At 65.0% G+C, this 16,614-nt stretch carries 15 protein-coding genes and 1 tRNA gene; 7 read left to right on the top strand and 9 right to left on the bottom strand.

Annotation, left to right across the window (positions count from 1 at the left end; translation table 11 throughout):
- Nucleotides 1-5: 5 nt before the first annotated feature.
- The 7 genes from ribF to rplU all read right to left on the bottom strand — a co-directional run bounded on the left by ribF (nucleotide 6) and on the right by rplU (nucleotide 6,905).
- The gene (gene ribF / locus IZU87_RS08765; RefSeq protein ID WP_153636667.1) at nucleotides 6-1,139 is read right to left on the bottom strand and encodes a bifunctional riboflavin kinase/FAD synthetase; all 1,134 of its coding nucleotides are present in this window, start codon (nucleotides 1,137-1,139) and stop codon (nucleotides 6-8) included.
- A 134-nt stretch (nucleotides 1,140-1,273) separates the two neighbouring features.
- Nucleotides 1,274-2,989, bottom strand: a complete 1,716-nt coding sequence (gene murJ, locus IZU87_RS08760; RefSeq protein ID WP_213114275.1) for a murein biosynthesis integral membrane protein MurJ — start codon at nucleotides 2,987-2,989, stop codon at nucleotides 1,274-1,276.
- 60 nt (nucleotides 2,990-3,049) lie between these two features.
- Nucleotides 3,050-3,316 (bottom strand): 30S ribosomal protein S20, encoded by a 267-nt coding sequence (rpsT, locus tag IZU87_RS08755; RefSeq protein WP_043335965.1) that lies wholly within the window; start codon nucleotides 3,314-3,316, stop codon nucleotides 3,050-3,052.
- Nucleotides 3,317-3,595: 279 nt separating this feature from the next.
- Complete coding sequence (proB, locus tag IZU87_RS08750; protein WP_502711605.1) at nucleotides 3,596-4,759, bottom strand: glutamate 5-kinase; 1,164 nt, start codon at nucleotides 4,757-4,759, stop codon at nucleotides 3,596-3,598.
- A gap of 221 nt (nucleotides 4,760-4,980) precedes the next feature.
- On the bottom strand, nucleotides 4,981-6,177 hold the full coding sequence (cgtA, locus tag IZU87_RS08745) for an Obg family GTPase CgtA (RefSeq protein ID WP_043335967.1): 1,197 nt from the start codon (nucleotides 6,175-6,177) through the stop codon (nucleotides 4,981-4,983).
- Nucleotides 6,178-6,302: 125 nt separating this feature from the next.
- Nucleotides 6,303-6,560, bottom strand: coding sequence for a 50S ribosomal protein L27 (gene rpmA, locus IZU87_RS08740; protein ID WP_043335969.1), 258 nt, complete (start codon nucleotides 6,558-6,560; stop codon nucleotides 6,303-6,305).
- Nucleotides 6,561-6,593: 33 nt separating this feature from the next.
- On the bottom strand, nucleotides 6,594-6,905 hold the full coding sequence (gene rplU, locus IZU87_RS08735; protein ID WP_213114273.1) for a 50S ribosomal protein L21: 312 nt from the start codon (nucleotides 6,903-6,905) through the stop codon (nucleotides 6,594-6,596).
- A gap of 283 nt (nucleotides 6,906-7,188) precedes the next feature.
- Here rplU and ispB point away from each other — a divergent pair, with 283 nt between their 5' ends.
- The 3 genes from ispB (at nucleotide 7,189) to IZU87_RS08720 (ending at nucleotide 8,864) form a co-directional block, all read left to right on the top strand.
- Complete coding sequence (gene ispB / locus IZU87_RS08730) at nucleotides 7,189-8,178, top strand: octaprenyl diphosphate synthase (RefSeq protein ID WP_131432825.1); 990 nt, start codon at nucleotides 7,189-7,191, stop codon at nucleotides 8,176-8,178.
- 242 nt (nucleotides 8,179-8,420) lie between these two features.
- A tRNA-Pro gene (locus IZU87_RS08725) sits at nucleotides 8,421-8,497 on the top strand.
- A gap of 136 nt (nucleotides 8,498-8,633) precedes the next feature.
- Nucleotides 8,634-8,864 carry a hypothetical protein gene (locus IZU87_RS08720; protein ID WP_213114272.1) on the top strand — a complete coding sequence of 77 codons (231 nt, stop codon included), beginning with the start codon at nucleotides 8,634-8,636 and terminating at the stop codon, nucleotides 8,862-8,864.
- A 35-nt stretch (nucleotides 8,865-8,899) separates the two neighbouring features.
- On the opposite strand, the gene IZU87_RS08715 is transcribed toward IZU87_RS08720, so the two are convergent.
- Nucleotides 8,900-9,160, bottom strand: coding sequence for a hypothetical protein (locus IZU87_RS08715; RefSeq protein WP_043335981.1), 261 nt, complete (start codon nucleotides 9,158-9,160; stop codon nucleotides 8,900-8,902).
- A 198-nt stretch (nucleotides 9,161-9,358) separates the two neighbouring features.
- Here IZU87_RS08715 and IZU87_RS08710 point away from each other — a divergent pair, with 198 nt between their 5' ends.
- From IZU87_RS08710 to IZU87_RS08700, 3 genes are all read left to right on the top strand, one after another.
- Nucleotides 9,359-10,216: a TlpA disulfide reductase family protein gene (locus IZU87_RS08710; protein WP_213114271.1), complete on the top strand. Its 858-nt coding sequence runs from the start codon at nucleotides 9,359-9,361 to the stop codon at nucleotides 10,214-10,216.
- A 138-nt stretch (nucleotides 10,217-10,354) separates the two neighbouring features.
- The gene (gene rapA / locus IZU87_RS08705) at nucleotides 10,355-13,297 is read left to right on the top strand and encodes an RNA polymerase-associated protein RapA (protein ID WP_213114270.1); all 2,943 of its coding nucleotides are present in this window, start codon (nucleotides 10,355-10,357) and stop codon (nucleotides 13,295-13,297) included.
- 217 nt (nucleotides 13,298-13,514) lie between these two features.
- Nucleotides 13,515-14,276: an RluA family pseudouridine synthase gene (locus IZU87_RS08700; RefSeq protein WP_213114269.1), complete on the top strand. Its 762-nt coding sequence runs from the start codon at nucleotides 13,515-13,517 to the stop codon at nucleotides 14,274-14,276.
- Nucleotides 14,277-14,296: 20 nt separating this feature from the next.
- Here the strand turns inward: IZU87_RS08700 and IZU87_RS08695 are convergent, their stop codons facing one another.
- Entirely contained in the window at nucleotides 14,297-15,232 is a 936-nt protein-coding gene (locus tag IZU87_RS08695; protein ID WP_213114268.1) for a TIGR01777 family oxidoreductase, read from the bottom strand.
- A 164-nt stretch (nucleotides 15,233-15,396) separates the two neighbouring features.
- Between IZU87_RS08695 and IZU87_RS08690 the strand changes: the two genes are divergently transcribed.
- Nucleotides 15,397-16,581 (top strand): NAD(P)/FAD-dependent oxidoreductase, encoded by a 1,185-nt coding sequence (locus tag IZU87_RS08690; RefSeq protein ID WP_213114267.1) that lies wholly within the window; start codon nucleotides 15,397-15,399, stop codon nucleotides 16,579-16,581.
- Nucleotides 16,582-16,614 lie beyond the last annotated feature (33 nt).

Raw genomic sequence — 16,614 nt, 5'->3', positions numbered from 1 at the left:
TCGGGTCAGCCGTCGTGGGGGCGGGAAGCCTGGGCTTCCCGAGCTGTGGAATCAGACACCTCAGCAGTGCCGTGTAAGGGTGCCGTCGGCGCATCCGTCATCAGTGCGCTCAGCGGACGGCTGGCCAGCGGCAGGTCAGCCATCGAGGTCATGCAATCGAGCAACGCCTGCTCATCACCGGCAGGCGTCTCGCCCGCGGCCAGCGCGAAGAAGCGCTTCGCCAGGGCGATGTCGGCGTAGATGGCGGCCTTGAGGGCTTCCAGGCCATCGAAGCGCTGTTCACCGCGCAGGAAGGCGCAGAAGCTGACGCGCATCGGCTGGCCATAGAGGTCTTCCGCGAAGTCCAGCAGATGGACCTCGAGCACCGGCCGCGGCGTACCGACCGTCGGGCGCCAGCCGATGTTGGCCACCGCCGGACAGTCGCGGCCGTCGGCAAGGTGCGCCATCACCGCGTAGACGCCGGAGACTGCCAGCGGCGCATTCGGCAGCGGCAGGTTGGCGGTCGGCACGCCCAGCGTGCGACCCAGCTGGCGGTCCGCGACCACGCGTCCCTGCCAGTGGTGGGCACGCCCCAGCAGCCGGGCGGCCAGCGCCATGTCGCCTGCGGCCAGCACCTCACGCACGCGGGTACTGGAAACACGCTCACCGGCGATCTCGAAGGTGCGGGTATGCTCCACCGCAAAGCCTTCGGCGGCGCCGATACGTTCCAGCAACGCGAAGTCTCCGGCGCGATCGCAGCCGAAGCGGAAATCGTCACCGACCACCAGATGACGCACGCCGAGTCCATCGATCAGCACCTGCTCGATGAACTCACGTGCCGACAGCGAGCGCAGCGTCTCATTGAAGGGCAGACACAGCACGCGCTCGGCGCCATGGCTGCCCAGCAGACGCACCTTGTCCGCCAGACGCGTCAGCCGCGGCGGCGCCTTGTCACCCGCGAAGAACTCACGCGGCTGCGGCTCGAACACCACCACCGTGGCGGGCAGGCCATAGGCCGCCGCGCGCTCGCGAAGTTGCTCCAGAATCGCTTGGTGGCCGAGATGCACGCCATCGAAATTGCCGATGGTGGCCACACAGCCGCGACTGCCATCCTGCTTGCGCAGGCGGGCGAGATTGTGGAGTCCTCTGATCAAGTCCATGCGTGCATCACACAAGCCGCCGAAAGTGGTCGATTATAGCGAAGGGGCACGGCGCTGACAGCCACCGTTGCCCCGCCAGGGAGAAAACAGCTGGAACCGGGGGCACCAACCTGCATGGCACCCGGGCAGCAGACTCAGCTCTGCATGCGGAAATGGCGCGGGCGGACACCGCACAGCCCCAACCACACCGCATAGGCCAGTACACCGCCGACGACCAGCGCTCCCATCATCGCACAGCGCTCCCACAGGCCCCAACCAAGCCAGGTGGTCCAGTCCGGCGACAGCCACATCAGGCCGCCGCCCATCAGGGCACAACCGCCGATCAGCGTCAGGGAATAGCGTCCCCAGCCGGGCTGGAAGCGCAGCACGCCGTCACGATACAGGCCGCGTGCCAGCAGACCCGCATTGAGGAAGGCCGACAGCGCCGTGGCCAGCGCGAGCCCGGCATGCGCCAGCGGCACGATCAGCGCCAGGTTGAAGGCCATGTTGGCGACCATCGCGATGATACCGATCTTGACCGGCGTTTTCGTGTCCTGACGCGCATAGAAGCCCGGCGCCAGCACCTTGATCAACATGAAGGCCAGCAGCCCGAAGCTGTAGGCACGCAGGCTCTGGGCCGACATCACCACATCGTTGTCGGTCATCGCGCCGTAGTGGAACAGCGTGATCAGCAGCGGTTCGGCCAGCACGCCGAGCGCCAATGCCGCCGGCACACCGATCAACAGTACCGAACGCAGCGCCCAGTCGAGCATCTTCTGGAAGTGCTCCAGTGATTGCTCGGCGTGGCGCTTGGAGAGCGCCGGCAGAATCACCGTCCCGATGGCGATGCCGATGATGCCCAGCGGCAGCTCGACCAGACGGTCGGAGTAATAGAGCCACGACACGCTGCCGGTGACCAGAAACGAGGCCAGCACGGTATCCAGCAGCAGATTGATCTGCGAGACCGAGACACCGAACAGCGCCGGGGTCATCAACTTGAGGATGCGGCGCACGCCTTCATGGGCGAAATTCGGCCATGGCTTGGGCATCAGGCCGAGGCGCAACAGGAACGGCACCTGGAACAGCAGCTGCACGCCACCTGCGATCAGCACCCCCCAGGCCAGCGCCATGGCGGGTGTTTCGAAGCGCGGGGCCAGCAACAGTGCCGCACCGATCAGGCTCAGGTTGAGCAGCACCGGCGTGATGGCCGGCACCGCAAAGCGATTCCAGGTATTGAGCACGCTGCCCGCGAAGGCGGTCAGCGAGATCAGCAGCAGATACGGGAAGGTCAGGCGCAGCATGTCGCCGGTCAGCGCCAGCTTGCCGGCATCGTCACCGAACCCGGGCGCGAAGACCCACACCAGCCAGGGTGCGCACAGCATCGCAAGCGCGGTGATCAACGCGAGTATGACGCCAAGACTGCCGCTGACGGCGTCCAGCAACTCACGGACCTCTTCCCGCGTCCGGCGAGTCGCATACTCCGACAGCACCGGAATGAAGGCCTGGTTGAAGGCACCCTCGGCAAACAGGCGGCGCATGAAGTTGGGGATCTTGAAGGCGACGAAGAAGGCGTCCGCCCCGCTGCCGGCGCCCAGCAGGGATGCGATGGTCACATCGCGCGCCAGGCCCAGCACGCGCGACAGCATCGTCATCACGCTGACGATCAACCCGGAGCGCAACAGACCACCCCGCACCGGCAGGCTGTCGCCCGAGCGGGTCTCGCCCTGGGCACTCACCTGTGAAGCGGACTGCGCGGCGGCCTCGGCCTTGCCGTCTTCTCCCCTGACTCCCTTCTCGCCTGCGGGCGACTCATCCTGCGGCTTGCTCACCCTGACACCCCTCTCGCTTCCCTGACCTGACACCGATGTCATCCACTCGACAGACAGACACAAAAAAACCGGCCGAAGCCGGTTTTTTCACACTCACACGTCTTAGACAGCCAGTGCCTTGACGCGAGTGTTCAGACGGCTCTTCAGACGAGCGGCCTTCTTCTTGGACAGAATGTCCTTGTCGGCGTAACGGTCGAGGACCTTCTGCGCGACATTGAAAGCGGCCATGGAAGCAGCGTGATCGCCAGTCTTGACGGTCTTCAGCACGTTCTTGATGCTGGTACGCACGGCGGAACGCTGTGCGGAGTTGTGCTGACGACGAACTTCAGCCTGACGAGCGCGCTTACGTGCTTGCTTGGAATTTGCCACTTTGATGCTCCTTATGAGTCCACCCGTAGGCGCGTACTCATGAACTTGAATTTGGAAGACGTTGTCGCACCGCGACAGCGAGTCCGATCATCTCTCGCCTTTCGACACTGAAGTGAAGACTTTCGAGAAATCAGCGACTTGACGTGGAAGCCCCGTCAAACCTTCGCCATCGGGGCGGACCAGCACCCGACAGGACGGCAGAGTCTAGCATGACCCGAGCGCATATCGCCAGTCTGAGCTTGCCCCAGGCACAGAGCCAGGAAGCAGGCCTCATGGGTGCTACAGCACGATGAGGTTGTCGCGGTGGATCAGTTCCGGCGCCTCGATATAGCCCAGCGTGGCTTCGATCTGATGGCTGGGCAGGCCGAGAATCCGCCCGGCATCTTCGGCGCTGTAATTCACCAGGCCCTTGGCAATGCGCTGACCGGATTCATCGACGCACTGCACCAGATCACCGCGCTTGAAGGCGCCCTCGATCTTCCTGACGCCCACCGGCAACAGGCTGGAGCCACGCGTGGTCAACACACTGACGGCGCCGGCATCCAGCGTCAGGGTGCCGCGCACCTGCAGCTGCCCCGCGATCCAACGCTTGCGCGCCGCGATCGGCGCATGCTCCGGCAAGAGGAGCGTGCCGAAGCGCTCACCGGAAGCCAGCCGGGTGATGACCTCGGGCTGACGACCAGAGGCGATCACGGTCAATGCGCCACTGCGCGCCGCCAGACGCGCCGCGCGCACCTTGGTCGCCATGCCGCCACGCCCGAGCACGCCGCCACCGCCGGCCACCTTGACCAGTATCGGGTCATCGGCCTGGGCTTCCTCGATCAGGCTGGCCGCCGGGTCATGACGCGGGTCGGCATCATAGAGGCCTTCCTGATCGGTGAGCAGCAACAGCGCATCGGCCTCGAGCAGGTTGGCGACCAGCGCGCCGAGGGTGTCGTTGTCGCCGAAGCGGATCTCGTCGGTGACCACGGTGTCGTTCTCGTTGATCACCGGCACCACCCGCAGGTCGACCAGGGTGCGCAGCGCCGAGCGTGCATTCAGGTAGCGCTTGCGGTTGGAGAGGTCATCGTGAGTCAGCAGAATCTGCGCCGTGGTCAGGCCATGACGATGGAAATGCTCTTCATAGCACTGGGTCAGGCCGTTCTGACCGACCGCCGCTGCCGCCTGCAGCTCATGCACGCCGCTGGGGCGAGCCGACCAGCCCAGCCGCGACATGCCAACGGCGATCGCCCCGGAGGACACCACGATCACCTCGACACCCCGCGCGTGCAGCGCCGCGATCTGATCGACCCAACGGCCGATACCGGCATCATCCAGCCCGCGGCCGTCATCGGTCAGCAGCGCACTGCCGATCTTGACCACCACGCGTCGTGCATTGGCCAAGGTCTCGCGCCCCGATTGACTGCCCAGTTCCGCCACTTCCGCCACCTTCTGCTCCGACACCGTGCTCTCTCCTGTCATGAAATCCCTCGCCCGGCAGGCTCTGCCTCCCTGCTTGCCATTGTCTGCTCCCGCCCGCCCGCTGTCATCACTCCTCGCCGGCCCCGACAACGAAAACGCCCCGCCGCGAAACCATGAGGTTCGGGGCGGGGCGTGAATCGCGAAGCGGGTCGCTCGTCACTCGGTGGCTGCCGCGCAGGACAGCCACCGGACGAACTGATACCTCAGGGCGCGTATTCGACTTCGACGTCGTAATCGTCGTCATTGAAGTCGTCATCGTCCTCTTCTTCGTCATCCTTCTTGCGCTTGCGACGTGTCAGGCGCTCTTCAGCGCGCTCCAGCGACTCGTTCTCCATGCGCGCCAGCAAGGCGGCATGTGCCTCGGCAGCTTCCGGATCTTCCGCCAGCTGCAGGCGTTGCTCGCCCAACCAGCGGTGAGCGGCCTGCACCAGCTCCTGAGTGCCGATACCGCTGGCCGCGGAGACGACGAACAGCTCGCCCTCCCAGCCCAGGCGCTCGACGAGGTCCTTGACCATCGCGTCGCGATCGTCCTCGGGCAGCAGGTCGATCTTGTTGATCACCAGCCAGCGCGGCAGCTCCGTCAGTGCTGCGGAGAAGTTCTTGAGCTCCTTGAGGATCGCCTCGACCGCATAGGCCGGGTCGCTCTCGTCAAAGGGCGCAATATCCACCACGTGCAGCAACAGGCGCGTACGCGTCAGGTGCTTGAGGAAGCGCAGACCCAGGCCAGCGCCGTCAGCAGCGCCTTCGATCAGACCGGGGATATCGGCCATCACGAAGTGCTGGTGGCTACCGATCTTCACGACACCGAGGTTCGGCACCAGGGTGGTGAACGGGTAGTTGGCGACCTTGGGCTTGGCGGCGGAGACGGCGCGGATCAGCGTCGACTTGCCGGCATTCGGCATGCCGAGCAGACCGACATCTGCCATCACCTTCATCTCGAAGCGCAGGTTGCGACGCTCGCCCCAGGTTCCCTTGGAGGTCTGGCGCGGCGCGCGGTTGGTCGAGGACTTGAAGTGGATGTTACCCAGACCACGACGCCCGCCCTGCGCGACCAGCAACAGCTGACCGATTTCCGTCACGTCACCGATGATCTCGAGGGTTTCCTCGTCGATCACGGTGGTGCCGACCGGCACCTTGACGATCAGATCCTCGCCCGCCTTGCCTGCCATCTGGCGGCCTTGACCGGCATCGCCGCTCTCCGCCTGATAGTAGCGCTGGAACTTGAAGTCGATCAGGGTATTGAGCGAGTCATCCCCGATCAGGTACACACTGCCGCCGTGCCCGCCGTCGCCCCCATCGGGACCACCGCGCGGCACGTATTTTTCACGGCGAAAACTCAGGCAACCATTGCCGCCACGTCCGGCCTCTACAATGATCGACGCTTCATCAAGGAACTGCATGCTGCTCTCTCCTGACGACGACCCGGGCCGTCATGCGACAAAAAAGCCCCGCCTGAGCGGGGCTTCCTTGCAGACTGCCATGCGACACCGGGGCATCGAGCAGTCTGCGTAAGCTGTCAGACGTTTCAGGCAGAAACGATGCTGACGAACTTGCGGTTCTTCGGACCCTTGGTCTCGAACTTCACGTGGCCGTCGGCCAGCGCGAAGAGAGTGTGGTCCTTGCCGATGCCGACGCCAGTACCAGCGTGGAAACGGGTGCCGCGCTGACGCACGATGATGTTGCCGGCGATAGCCGCTTGGCCACCGAACAGCTTCACACCAAGGCGCTTGGATTCAGAATCGCGACCGTTGCGGGTAGAGCCCGCCGCCTTCTTATGTGCCATTGGATAATTCTCCTATGGTGGGTAGCGCTGCAATTAAGCAGAGATACCAGTGATCTTGACTTCGGTGAACCACTGACGGTGGCCCGAACGACGCATGGAGTGCTTCCGGCGACGGAACTTGATGATGGTGACCTTGTCGCCACGGCCGTGAGACACGACCTCGGCAGAAACCTTGGCACCTTCAACCAGCGGAGCGCCGACCTTGATGTCGTCGCCTTCAGCGACCATCAGGACTTCGTCAAACTGGATAGCTTCGCCAGTCGCGACTTCAAGCTTCTCGAGCTTCAGGGTCTGGCCTTCCTGAACGCGGTACTGCTTGCCACCGCTCTTGATAACTGCGTACATGATTCTCTCCATCGGACTCATCAAGGGTGTGCTCTTGGGTGGCCTGCTGCGAGTGGCGCCCCTTCTGGAGCCATCTGACAGGGAGCGGGATGAGTCACGGCCGCGTATTATAGCGCCACGTGCCGCGACCGACAAGCAATGTCAAGGTTTACGCGACCAATCGGCCGCCAGCCAGCGTCCTTGCGCGGGTGCACGCCTTGACGGCCATAGGGGTGCCCCATAGCATTACCGCCAAACGGCACGCCACGGCGGCCTCACCTCTCGCTACGGGCACGACGATCTCATGCAAGCCGACGCATCGACCCTTCACGCGGCAGTGGCAGATGACTTCGCCGCCGTCGACCGCACCATCCTCGCGCAGCTCGAGTCGCGCGTGCCGCTGGTCCAGACCATCGGTCAGTACATCATCCAGAGTGGTGGCAAACGCCTGCGCCCGGTGCTGGTGCTGCTGGCAGCCCGCGCGCTGGGCTATCAAGGCGAGAAACACGTTCATCTGGCCGCGCTGATCGAATTCATGCACACCTCGACCCTATTGCACGATGATGTCGTGGATGAATCCAGCCTGCGCCGTGGCCGCTCCACCGCCAATGACACCTGGGGCAATGCGCCTTCGGTGCTGGTCGGTGACTTCCTCTATTCGCGCTCCTTCCAGATGATGGTCGAAGTCGGCTCGATGGACGTGATGGCGATTCTCTCCGCTGCCACCTGCACCATCGCCGAAGGGGAAGTCCTGCAGCTGACCAATATCGGCAATGCCGACATTGATGAAGCCGCCTACTTCGAGACCATTCACGGCAAGACCGCCATGCTGTTCGAGGCGGCCGCACATGCCGGCGCGATTCTGGCCAGGGAAACCGACGACACCGTGACCCCGGCACAGGTCAGCGCGCTGCAGAACTATGGCCGCTACCTGGGCCTCGCCTTCCAGCTGATCGATGATCTGCTCGACTATCAGGGCGATGCCGAGACCATGGGCAAGAACGTCGGTGATGACCTGGCCGAAGGCAAGCCGACCCTGCCGTTGATTCGCGCCATGCAGGTCGGCAGCCCGGCGCAGGCCAGTCTGGTGCGCGGCGCCATCGAGAAAGGTGGGCTGGAGCAGCTCGACGAGGTACTGGAAGTGGTGCGCCTCACGGGCGGCCTCGACTATACCCGCAGCCGCGCCCAGGAGATGGCCGACAACGCCCTGAGCGAGCTCAAGGCACTGCCGGAGAGCGAATTCCGCGACAGCCTCGAGCGCATCGCGCTGTTGAGCGTTGGCCGCCAGGCCTGATACCCGCATGACGATGGCCTGCCTGGCAGGTCATCAGTCAGTGGGTCCGTCAGTCCATCATGACAGCAGAAAACCCCCGCCAGCGTGGCGAGAAACGCTGGCAGGATGAGGTGAAGAGAAGCGCGCTTCTCGGCAGCGGAATTGCCCCTTGAGACTCAGATAAAACTTTTTGACCTCAAGGGCTTGCAAAGCAAAGCTGCCTGCGTATAATTCACCTCCGTCGAGACAAGCTCACGACGCATCGGAGTATAGCTCAGCTTGGTAGAGCGCTGCCTTCGGGAGGCAGAGGTCGTAGGTTCGAATCCTGCTACTCCGACCAGATATATGAAAAAGCCGCTGATCACTGATCAGCGGCTTTTTTGATGCTGGAAGGTTTTTCCTACCTCACAAGCTTCCTTCTGCTTGCTCGCGCCTGCGACGCACTCCCCAACGCGCTACATCCCTCAGGATGCCCCATGCACACACTGCGTCTTGCCTTGCTGTCCCTGCTGCTGACCTCACTGCTCTCCGCCTGCGCCACCCCACGTGCGCAATGGGAAAAGCCCGGCGCCAACAGCACACAAGCCCACAATACCTATGCGGGCTGCCAGTACGAGCTTGGCCTGACCGACAAGTCCGCCAACGAGAAGCAGACACTGCTGAAATACTGCATGGAGCGCGACGGCTACCGGCTGCAGAGTTACTGACTCATAGCGCGCACTGAACCATATCGAGCGGCGAGTCAGTCGGACATCCAGCTGTCACTCGCCTTGCGGGCCCGCTCGCGACCAGCACGTTCACGGTCGCGGCGGGCCTTTTGCTTGAGGTAGTAACTGCGCAGGGCAAGGCCGAGACCGAAGGCCAGCATCAGGGCGAATACCAGCCCCTGCCAAGGGCGGGCGGCATCGCCAAGCCAGGTCTCCAGCGCGACGATGGCGATCAGGCCGCTGGCCTGACTGGCAACGGCGATCGCACGGCTACGGTCATAATGATGTGACAGCATGGGGATATCCTTGCAGCGTCCTCGGCGGCAGAGCAATGCTCAGCGCGAGGCGTGGATGTCGAAGTCCGTCGATTATCGCATACTCGAGCCTCGCGACTGCAGCGCCTGCCGAGCGTTTGCCAAGCACTTGCCACATACAGTGGCCGACAGGTATTGCTGCCCTGAACGCTCCCCCGGACACCGCCAGAGGATAAACGCATGGACGCCATCGCCCTGGGCCCTGCCCTGATTTCCGTCGAACGCCTCTATGCCTTCGTGGCAGCCCTGGTGATGCTGATCGAGTTCTCGCTGCTGATTCGTCTGCTGGCACGCATGCACGCCAGGGGCACGACCGCGCCCGCTCACGATTCTCCCCCGCTGAGCCCCTCGCGCTGGTTCAATCGCATGCTGGTCAGCTGGGTGATCGGCGCGCGCCTCACTCATGTCGCGCTGCACTGGGCAAGTTATCAGCAGGCACCGCTGGATATCCTCAAGCTGTGGCAACCGGGCTACCACCTGTTCGGCGGCATGCTGGTCGCGACCCTGGCCAGCCTGTGGCTGTTGCGCCGGCATGGCGCGATTCGCCAGGTCATCGCGCTGGGCAGTCTGACGCTGGGGCTGACCGCCTTCCTCGGCCTCAAGCAACTCGACCCGCTGGGCAACGCCTCCGCCATCGAGGCGATGCCTGCCATCACCCTCAATCATCTGGACCGCCGCCCCGTCGCGCTGAATGACATCCGGGACGAACGCGTGATCGTCAATCTATGGGCCACCTGGTGCCCGCCCTGCCGACGCGAGATGCCACTGCTGGCGGAGGCCGATCAGAGACCCGGCGTCACCGTGGTACTCGCCAATCAGGGCGAGCAGGCACTGGCGGTGACCCGCTTTCTGAAAAGCGAACAGCTGACGCTCGAGTACGCGCTGCTCGACCCCGCCATGCAACTGATGGCGCTGGCCGAGGCGCAGGGACTGCCCGCGACCCTCGTCTTCGATGGCGACGGACAGCTGATCGAGCGTCATATCGGCGAGCTGAGCCGCGCCCAGCTGGACGCCCTGCTACCGGCGTCACGGCCATAGTGCGACACCCTGGGGGCCTCGCTCGGTGCGACAAAGACGCTCGCCGCAAGAAAAGGCGCTTAAGCCACGGCGTCTGATCCGGTAAGATACCGCGCCCCTGTATTCCCGATTCCCGTCTTTGTCCTACCCCGAGGCTTCATGAGCGACTTCATTCCCGGTCAGCGCTGGATCAGTGACGGCGAGGCTGATCTCGGCCTTGGCACCATCCTCAATGTCGACTTCCGCACCGTCACCGTGCTCTTTGCCGCCAGCGAAGAAACCCGCACCTACAGTCTGCGCGAAGCGCCCCTTACCCGGGTGGCCTTCGGCAATGGCGACCGCATCCAGTCCGACGATGGCGAATGGCTGATCGTCGATGACTTCAAGGAAGTGCGCGGCCAGATCGTCTACATCTGTGAGCGCAGCGGCGAGCATGCCGGCGAGCTCATCGAGCTTCCCGAAGCCCGTCTGAACGACAAGATGCAGTTCAATCAGGCACGTGATCGCCTGCTGACCGGCCAGGTCGACCGCAATGACTGGTTCGACCTGCGCTACCGCACCCTGCGCCACTTCCATCGTGTCGAGCAGAGCCCGGCGCTGGGCCTGTCCGGCCCCAAGGTCGACCTGGTGCCGCACCAGCTCTACATCGCCGATGAAGTCTCGCGCCGTCACGCGCCGCGCGTACTGCTGGCCGATGAAGTCGGCCTCGGCAAGACCATCGAAGCCGGCCTGATCCTGCACCGCCTGCTGCTCAGCGGCCGCGCCAGCCGAGCGCTGATCCTGGTACCGGCGAGCCTGACCCACCAGTGGCTGGTCGAGATGCTGCGCCGCTTCGCGCTGGATGTCTCGCTGCTCGACGAGGAGCAGTGCAAGGCCTACGGCACGCGCAACCCCTTCGAAGGCAACCAGATCATTCTGGCCAGCCAGGACTGGCTGTTCGCCAACCCGTCGCGTCAGGTCCAGGCTGCCGCCTGCGATTGGGACATGCTGATCGTCGATGAGGCCCACCACCTCGACTGGAGCGAAGACAAGGTCGGCCCGGGCTACGCCTGTGTCGAATCCCTCGCTCGCCAGACCGCCGGTGTGCTGCTGCTGACCGCCACACCGGAGCAGATGGGGCTCGAGAGCCACTTCGCGCGCCTGCGCCTGCTCGACCCGGAGCGCTATCACGACATCGAGCGCTTCAAGGCCGAGGAACAGGGCTATGTGGCCGTCGCCAGCGCCATCGATGCCCTGGAAGCGCTGCCCGCCGATCAGTCCGGTCTCGACAGCCTCGCCAGCGTGCTGGATGACAGCGACAGCCGCGCCCTGCTCGACACCCTGATGGACAGCGATGCCGACGATGCCCAGCGCGACAGCGCGCGTCGCCAGCTGCGCGACCAGCTGCTCGACCGCCACGGCACCGGCCGCGTGATGTTCCGCAACTCACGCACCCATGTCGCCGGCTTCCCCGAGCGTCGCCTGCACGTCCATGAGCTTGAGCTGCCCTCCTCCTACCGTCGCGTGGTGCGCAAGCTGGAGCGTGACGAGGACTATCTCGATGATCTGCTGATCGAGACCGGCATGAACCACCCCGAGGTGGTGCTGTTCCTCGACGAGATGTATCGCGCCCTGCCCGATGACCGCATGAACGCGGAGCCCTGGTGGCAGATCGACCCGCGCGTCATGTGGCTGCTGGAAACCCTGACCGACCTCGGCAACGAGAAGGCGCTGGTGATCTGCCATACCGCCGATACCGCGCGTGAGCTGTCCGAAGGCCTGCGCGTGCTGGGCGGTGTGCATGCACCGGTCTTCCATGAGGGCATGAGCCTGGTCGAGCGCGACCGCGCCGCCGCGGCCTTCGCCTCCGAAGAGGAAGGCGTGCAGCTGCTGGTGTGCTCGGAAATCGGCTCGGAAGGTCGCAACTTCCAGTTCTGTCACCACCTGGTGATGTTCGACCTGCCGGTACATCCGGACCAGCTCGAACAGCGCATCGGGCGTCTGGATCGCATCGGTCAGCAGTTCCCGATCGAGATCCACGTGCCGGTCTTCGAAGGCTCGCCGGGCGCCCAGCTACTGCGCTGGTACCGTGACGGCATGGACGCCTTCAGCGCGCCGCACGGCATCGGCAGCGAGCTCTACGCCCAGTTCGGCGACGAGCTGGAAGAAGCCCTGCTCGACAGCGAAGAGATCGACAGCATCATCGAGCAGACCCGCGAGCGCTTCGATGCCCTGCAGGAAGAGCGTCAGTCCGGCCGCAACCGCCTGCTGGAACTCAATGCCTGCCGTCACGAGCGCGCCGAGGAAGTCATCGCCGCCATCGAGACGCTGGACAACGACAAGGCACTGCCCGGCTATCTGGAGCGCGCCTTCGACATCTTCGGCATCGAGAGCCGGGACCTCGGCGACGGCATCACCTATCTGGCACCGGGCCCGCACATGCTCGACGGCCTGCCGGGGCTGGTGAAGGGCGAGGAAGGCTTCAGCGTCACCAGTGACCGCGCCACCGCGCTGTCACGCGAAGACGTGCAGCACCTGTCGTGGGAGCACCCGCTGGTACGCGAGATGCTGGTCCGTATCCTGGACGGCTCGATGGGCAACACCGCGCTGGCGCTGCTCAAGCACCCGGCGATTCCCGGTGGCCGCCTGATGACGGAAGTGGTCTTCCGCACCCAATCCACCGCGCCGCGCGGCCTGCGTCTGGGCCGTTTCCTGCCGCCGACCGCCATCCGTGTCCTGCTGGATGAAACCGGCAGCAACCTGTCCGACAAGGTGTCCTTCGGCGGACTGGCCAAGAACCTCAAGCCGGTCAAGAAGGCGGTCGCGCGCGACCTGATCAAGCAGAGCCACGCCACGCTGCGCAAGCTGATGAGCGATGCCGAGCAGGAAGCCGAGCGCGAATTGCCGACCATCGTCGAGCAGGCCCAGCAGCAGATGCGCGAGCAGCTCAGTGCCGAACTGGCGCGCCTGGAAGCATTGGCCAGCCACAACCCGGCCGTGCGCGAGGAAGAGCTCGAAGCGCTGCGTCAGGAGCGTGCCGCGCTGGATGGCGCCATCGAGACCACCCGTCTGCGCCTGGACAGCGTGCGCGTCATCGTCACCGTGGATGCCCACGAGCATTGAGCTGACCGCAGTCGTCAGTGATGCACCTGAAACGCCCCATCTGCCACCGGCAGGTGGGGCGTTTTGCCGTGTGCGCCAGCGACAATGGCCCGCTGGACTTGCCAGATCGACCAGCGGCCGCGACGATGCCATCGCTTGCGTGCCACACCCGCGGTCCGTCACTTACGCTTCACCCTTTTCGTTTCATCCTATCGTTTCATTACTACAGAGCACCCTCATGGCGAGATCATATCCAGAGAGCGACGAGACAGCGTCAGGGCAGAGCTGGCAGGGAGAGCGCCTGGCCGAGGAAGGCGAGCGTGTCGCGAAGGTGGGGCTGTCGCTGCTGGCGGCGGGCGATGACTGGTGGGCCATCGACAAGCCGGCCGAGCTGCCCTCGGTACCGGGGCGTGATCCGTCGCGCTTCGACAGTGTCCATTCGCGCCTGTGCCAGCTGAGCGACGATACCCGCGCCGTGCACCGTCTGGATGTGGCGACCTCCGGGGTGCTGCTGGTGGCGCGCAACGTCGAGGGCCAGCGGCGGCTGTCGCGGCTCTTCCAGTCGCGCACCATCGAGAAACGCTACCTGGCCGTGGTGGCAGGGCATCTCACGCCCGGCGAGGGCAGTATCGCCCTGCCGCTGCGCTGTGACTGGCCACGCCGCCCGCGTCAGATCGTCGACTTCACGCATGGCAAGTCGGCCCTGACGCATTATCGGGTCGAGCAGCGTCTGACGCTCGAGGGCCAGCGCCCGGATGGTACGCCTCAGACCCTCGCCGCCAGTCGTGTAGCGCTGACGCCGCATACCGGGCGCTCACACCAGCTACGCCTGCATATGCTGGCGCTCGGCCATCCGATCATCGGCGATGGCTTCTATGCGCGCGGGGCGGCACTCAATGCCAGCCCGCGCCTGCTACTGCATGCAGCGCGCCTGGTGATTCCGCCAGCCAGCGACAGCGAGGCACCGCCACTGGTGCTGGAAGCGCCGCTGCCCTTCTAGCGTCGCCTTGCTGCCAAGGCTCACTTGCGTGACAGGATATCGGCGAAGGCCACGTCGAGGGTCGGGTAGTCGAAGGTGAAGCCGGCAGCCAGCAGACGCGCCGGCACCATGCGGGCGCCTTCCAGCAGCAGGGTACTCATCTCCCCCAACCCCAGCTCAAGCGCCTTGGCCGGCAGCGGCAGAATCGCCGGACGCCCCAGACCGCGGGCCAGAGCGTGGGTGAAGCCCATGTTGGTGACCGGATGCGGCGCGCTGGCATTGAAGGCACCGCTGAGACTGTCATCCGCCAGCAGACGCTCGATGATGCGAATCATGTCGTGGCGGTGGATCCACGGCATGTAATGGCGCCCATCACCCAGCCGCCCCCCGAGCCCGAGCTTGAAGGGCGTCAGCAGCTTGGCCAGCGTGCCGCCATCGGCCTCCATCACCAGGCCAGTACGGATGATGGCCAGCCGCACGCCGTATTCGGTGACGGGCATGGCGGCTGCCTCCCAGTCACGACACAGGCGATGATTGAAATCGTCGTAGGGCGTCGCCTGCTCGTCGATCTCGACATCGTCCGGCTCGCCCGCCTTGGGCTGTGCGCCGTAATAGCCCATCGCCGAGCCGGACACCATCACCTGCGGTGGATGGCCTTCGGCGGCCAACTGCTGACACAGCATCACCAGATGCTCGGTGGTCTCCAGCCGCGAACGGCGCAGTTCACGCTTGTGATCCTCGCTCCAACGCCGCCCGGCTATCGACTCCCCCGCCAGATTGACGATGCCCTCAGGCTGCCAATCCTTGAAGGCCAGTGACGAATCCGCCGCGACCACCGTCAGCCCCAGGTCGGCAAACTGGCGCTCAGCACGCTCCGGGCGGCGCGATACGACCGCCAGCGAGTGGCCCGCCGCGGCAAGTGACTGACACAGCGCCTGGCCGACGAACCCCGTTGCACCTGTTATCAATATTCGCATGTTGCCCTCCTCGGCGATGAAGCATCGAGTGTGCCGACTTCCGCCATAAATCTATACTTACATTGTACAATTATGCACAAGAAGTTAACTTTAGCGTATCTGCTGTCGGGTCACATGACGACCCGCCCCCCCCTGAACACCGCCCGCGCAGGAGTCGCCTCCAGATGCCAGTATCGTCCATCGCCATCATCGGTGCCGGTATCGCCGGATTGTCCGCCGCCACCCGACTGGCCGCACAGGGCCATGCGGTGACGATATTCGAGAAGGCACGCGGCCCCGGCGGACGCCTGGCCAGTCGCCGCACGAGCGAAGGCCCCATCGACATCGGCGCGCAATACTTCACGGCGCGTGATCCACGCTTCCAGTCCGCGCTCGAGCAGTGGCGGGCCGCAGGCGTCGTCGCAACTTGGGGTGAGAGACTGTTGAGCCTCGGCAAGTCGCCATCTGACGAGAGCCAATGGCAGCGGCTGCGCGATGATTCCACCCGCTACGTAGCCAGTCCGCGCATGAGCGCCCTGAGCCGCCACCTCAGTGAACAGCTGCCGGCCCACGCCAGCCTGCACAGCGAAACGCGCATCACGCGCCTGATCGCGGACGAAGGCACAGCATCAGGCAAGCGCTGGCGACTCGAGGACAGCGACGGTGATCAGCACGGCCCCTTCGATCACGTGGTGATCAGCGCACCGGCGCCGCAGGCACGCGCCCTGCTGAGCACGGCCGGCACCGACGCCCAGGGGGCGGCGCTCGCCGAGGACTCGCTGGCCCCGGCCCTGAGTGAGGCGCTGGCGCAGGTGGAGATGGCGCCGACCTGGACACTAATGGCCACTCTGGAGACGCCGCTACCCGCGCTGGGGGGCGACGCCGACTGGCAAGGGTTGCTGGTCAGCCGCGGTGATGATGGCCCGCTGCGCTGCGTGATGCGCCAGCATTCGCGTCCCGGCCGCCAGCCACCGACACATGCCCGGGAGACCCTGAGCCTACTGGCGACCGCCGGCTGGAGCCGAGCGAATCTGGAGAAGTCGCCACAGGAAGTCGCGACCTTGCTGTGGCAGGCCTTCGAGGCACTGCCCGAGCTCCGCGAGCTGGCGCCGGGCTGGAGCCAGGGCAAGGTCACCCTCACGGCGCATCGCTGGCGCTACGCTCACCCGACCCAGACGCTGCCGCAGACCTCAGCGGCAGCCGGCCACAATGGCCATGTCCACAATGTCTATGACCAGAAGGGCTATGGCCAGGGGACATCCGGGCTATGGCTGGCCGGAGACGCCCTGCGTGGCCCGCGCGTCGAGGACGCCTGGCTGTCAGGACACGAGGTAGCCGAACAGCTGCTCAACACCCTCGCCGACAGCTGATACGCTGCCGCGACCCCTCATCGCCCACAGGAT

This window comes from Cobetia sp. MC34, assembly GCF_018340035.1.
Taxonomy (GTDB): Bacteria; Pseudomonadota; Gammaproteobacteria; order Pseudomonadales; family Halomonadaceae; genus Cobetia; species Cobetia amphilecti.
This window is presented reverse-complemented; position numbering and strand designations above follow the sequence as displayed.

Coding starts and splice junctions, on each gene's coding strand:
- ribF (WP_153636667.1), bottom strand. CDS start 1,139: ATGGACTTGATCAGAGGACTCCACAATCTCGCCCGCCTGCGCAAGCAG.
- murJ (WP_213114275.1), bottom strand. CDS start 2,989: ATGACATCGGTGTCAGGTCAGGGAAGCGAGAGGGGTGTCAGGGTGAGC.
- cgtA (WP_043335967.1), bottom strand. CDS start 6,177: ATGCAGTTCCTTGATGAAGCGTCGATCATTGTAGAGGCCGGACGTGGC.
- rpmA (WP_043335969.1), bottom strand. CDS start 6,560: ATGGCACATAAGAAGGCGGCGGGCTCTACCCGCAACGGTCGCGATTCT.
- rplU (WP_213114273.1), bottom strand. CDS start 6,905: ATGTACGCAGTTATCAAGAGCGGTGGCAAGCAGTACCGCGTTCAGGAA.
- ispB (WP_131432825.1), top strand. CDS start 7,189: ATGCAAGCCGACGCATCGACCCTTCACGCGGCAGTGGCAGATGACTTC.
- IZU87_RS08720 (WP_213114272.1), top strand. CDS start 8,634: ATGCACACACTGCGTCTTGCCTTGCTGTCCCTGCTGCTGACCTCACTG.
- IZU87_RS08715 (WP_043335981.1), bottom strand. CDS start 9,160: ATGCTGTCACATCATTATGACCGTAGCCGTGCGATCGCCGTTGCCAGT.
- IZU87_RS08710 (WP_213114271.1), top strand. CDS start 9,359: ATGGACGCCATCGCCCTGGGCCCTGCCCTGATTTCCGTCGAACGCCTC.
- rapA (WP_213114270.1), top strand. CDS start 10,355: ATGAGCGACTTCATTCCCGGTCAGCGCTGGATCAGTGACGGCGAGGCT.
- IZU87_RS08700 (WP_213114269.1), top strand. CDS start 13,515: ATGGCGAGATCATATCCAGAGAGCGACGAGACAGCGTCAGGGCAGAGC.
- IZU87_RS08695 (WP_213114268.1), bottom strand. CDS start 15,232: ATGCGAATATTGATAACAGGTGCAACGGGGTTCGTCGGCCAGGCGCTG.
- IZU87_RS08690 (WP_213114267.1), top strand. CDS start 15,397: ATGCCAGTATCGTCCATCGCCATCATCGGTGCCGGTATCGCCGGATTG.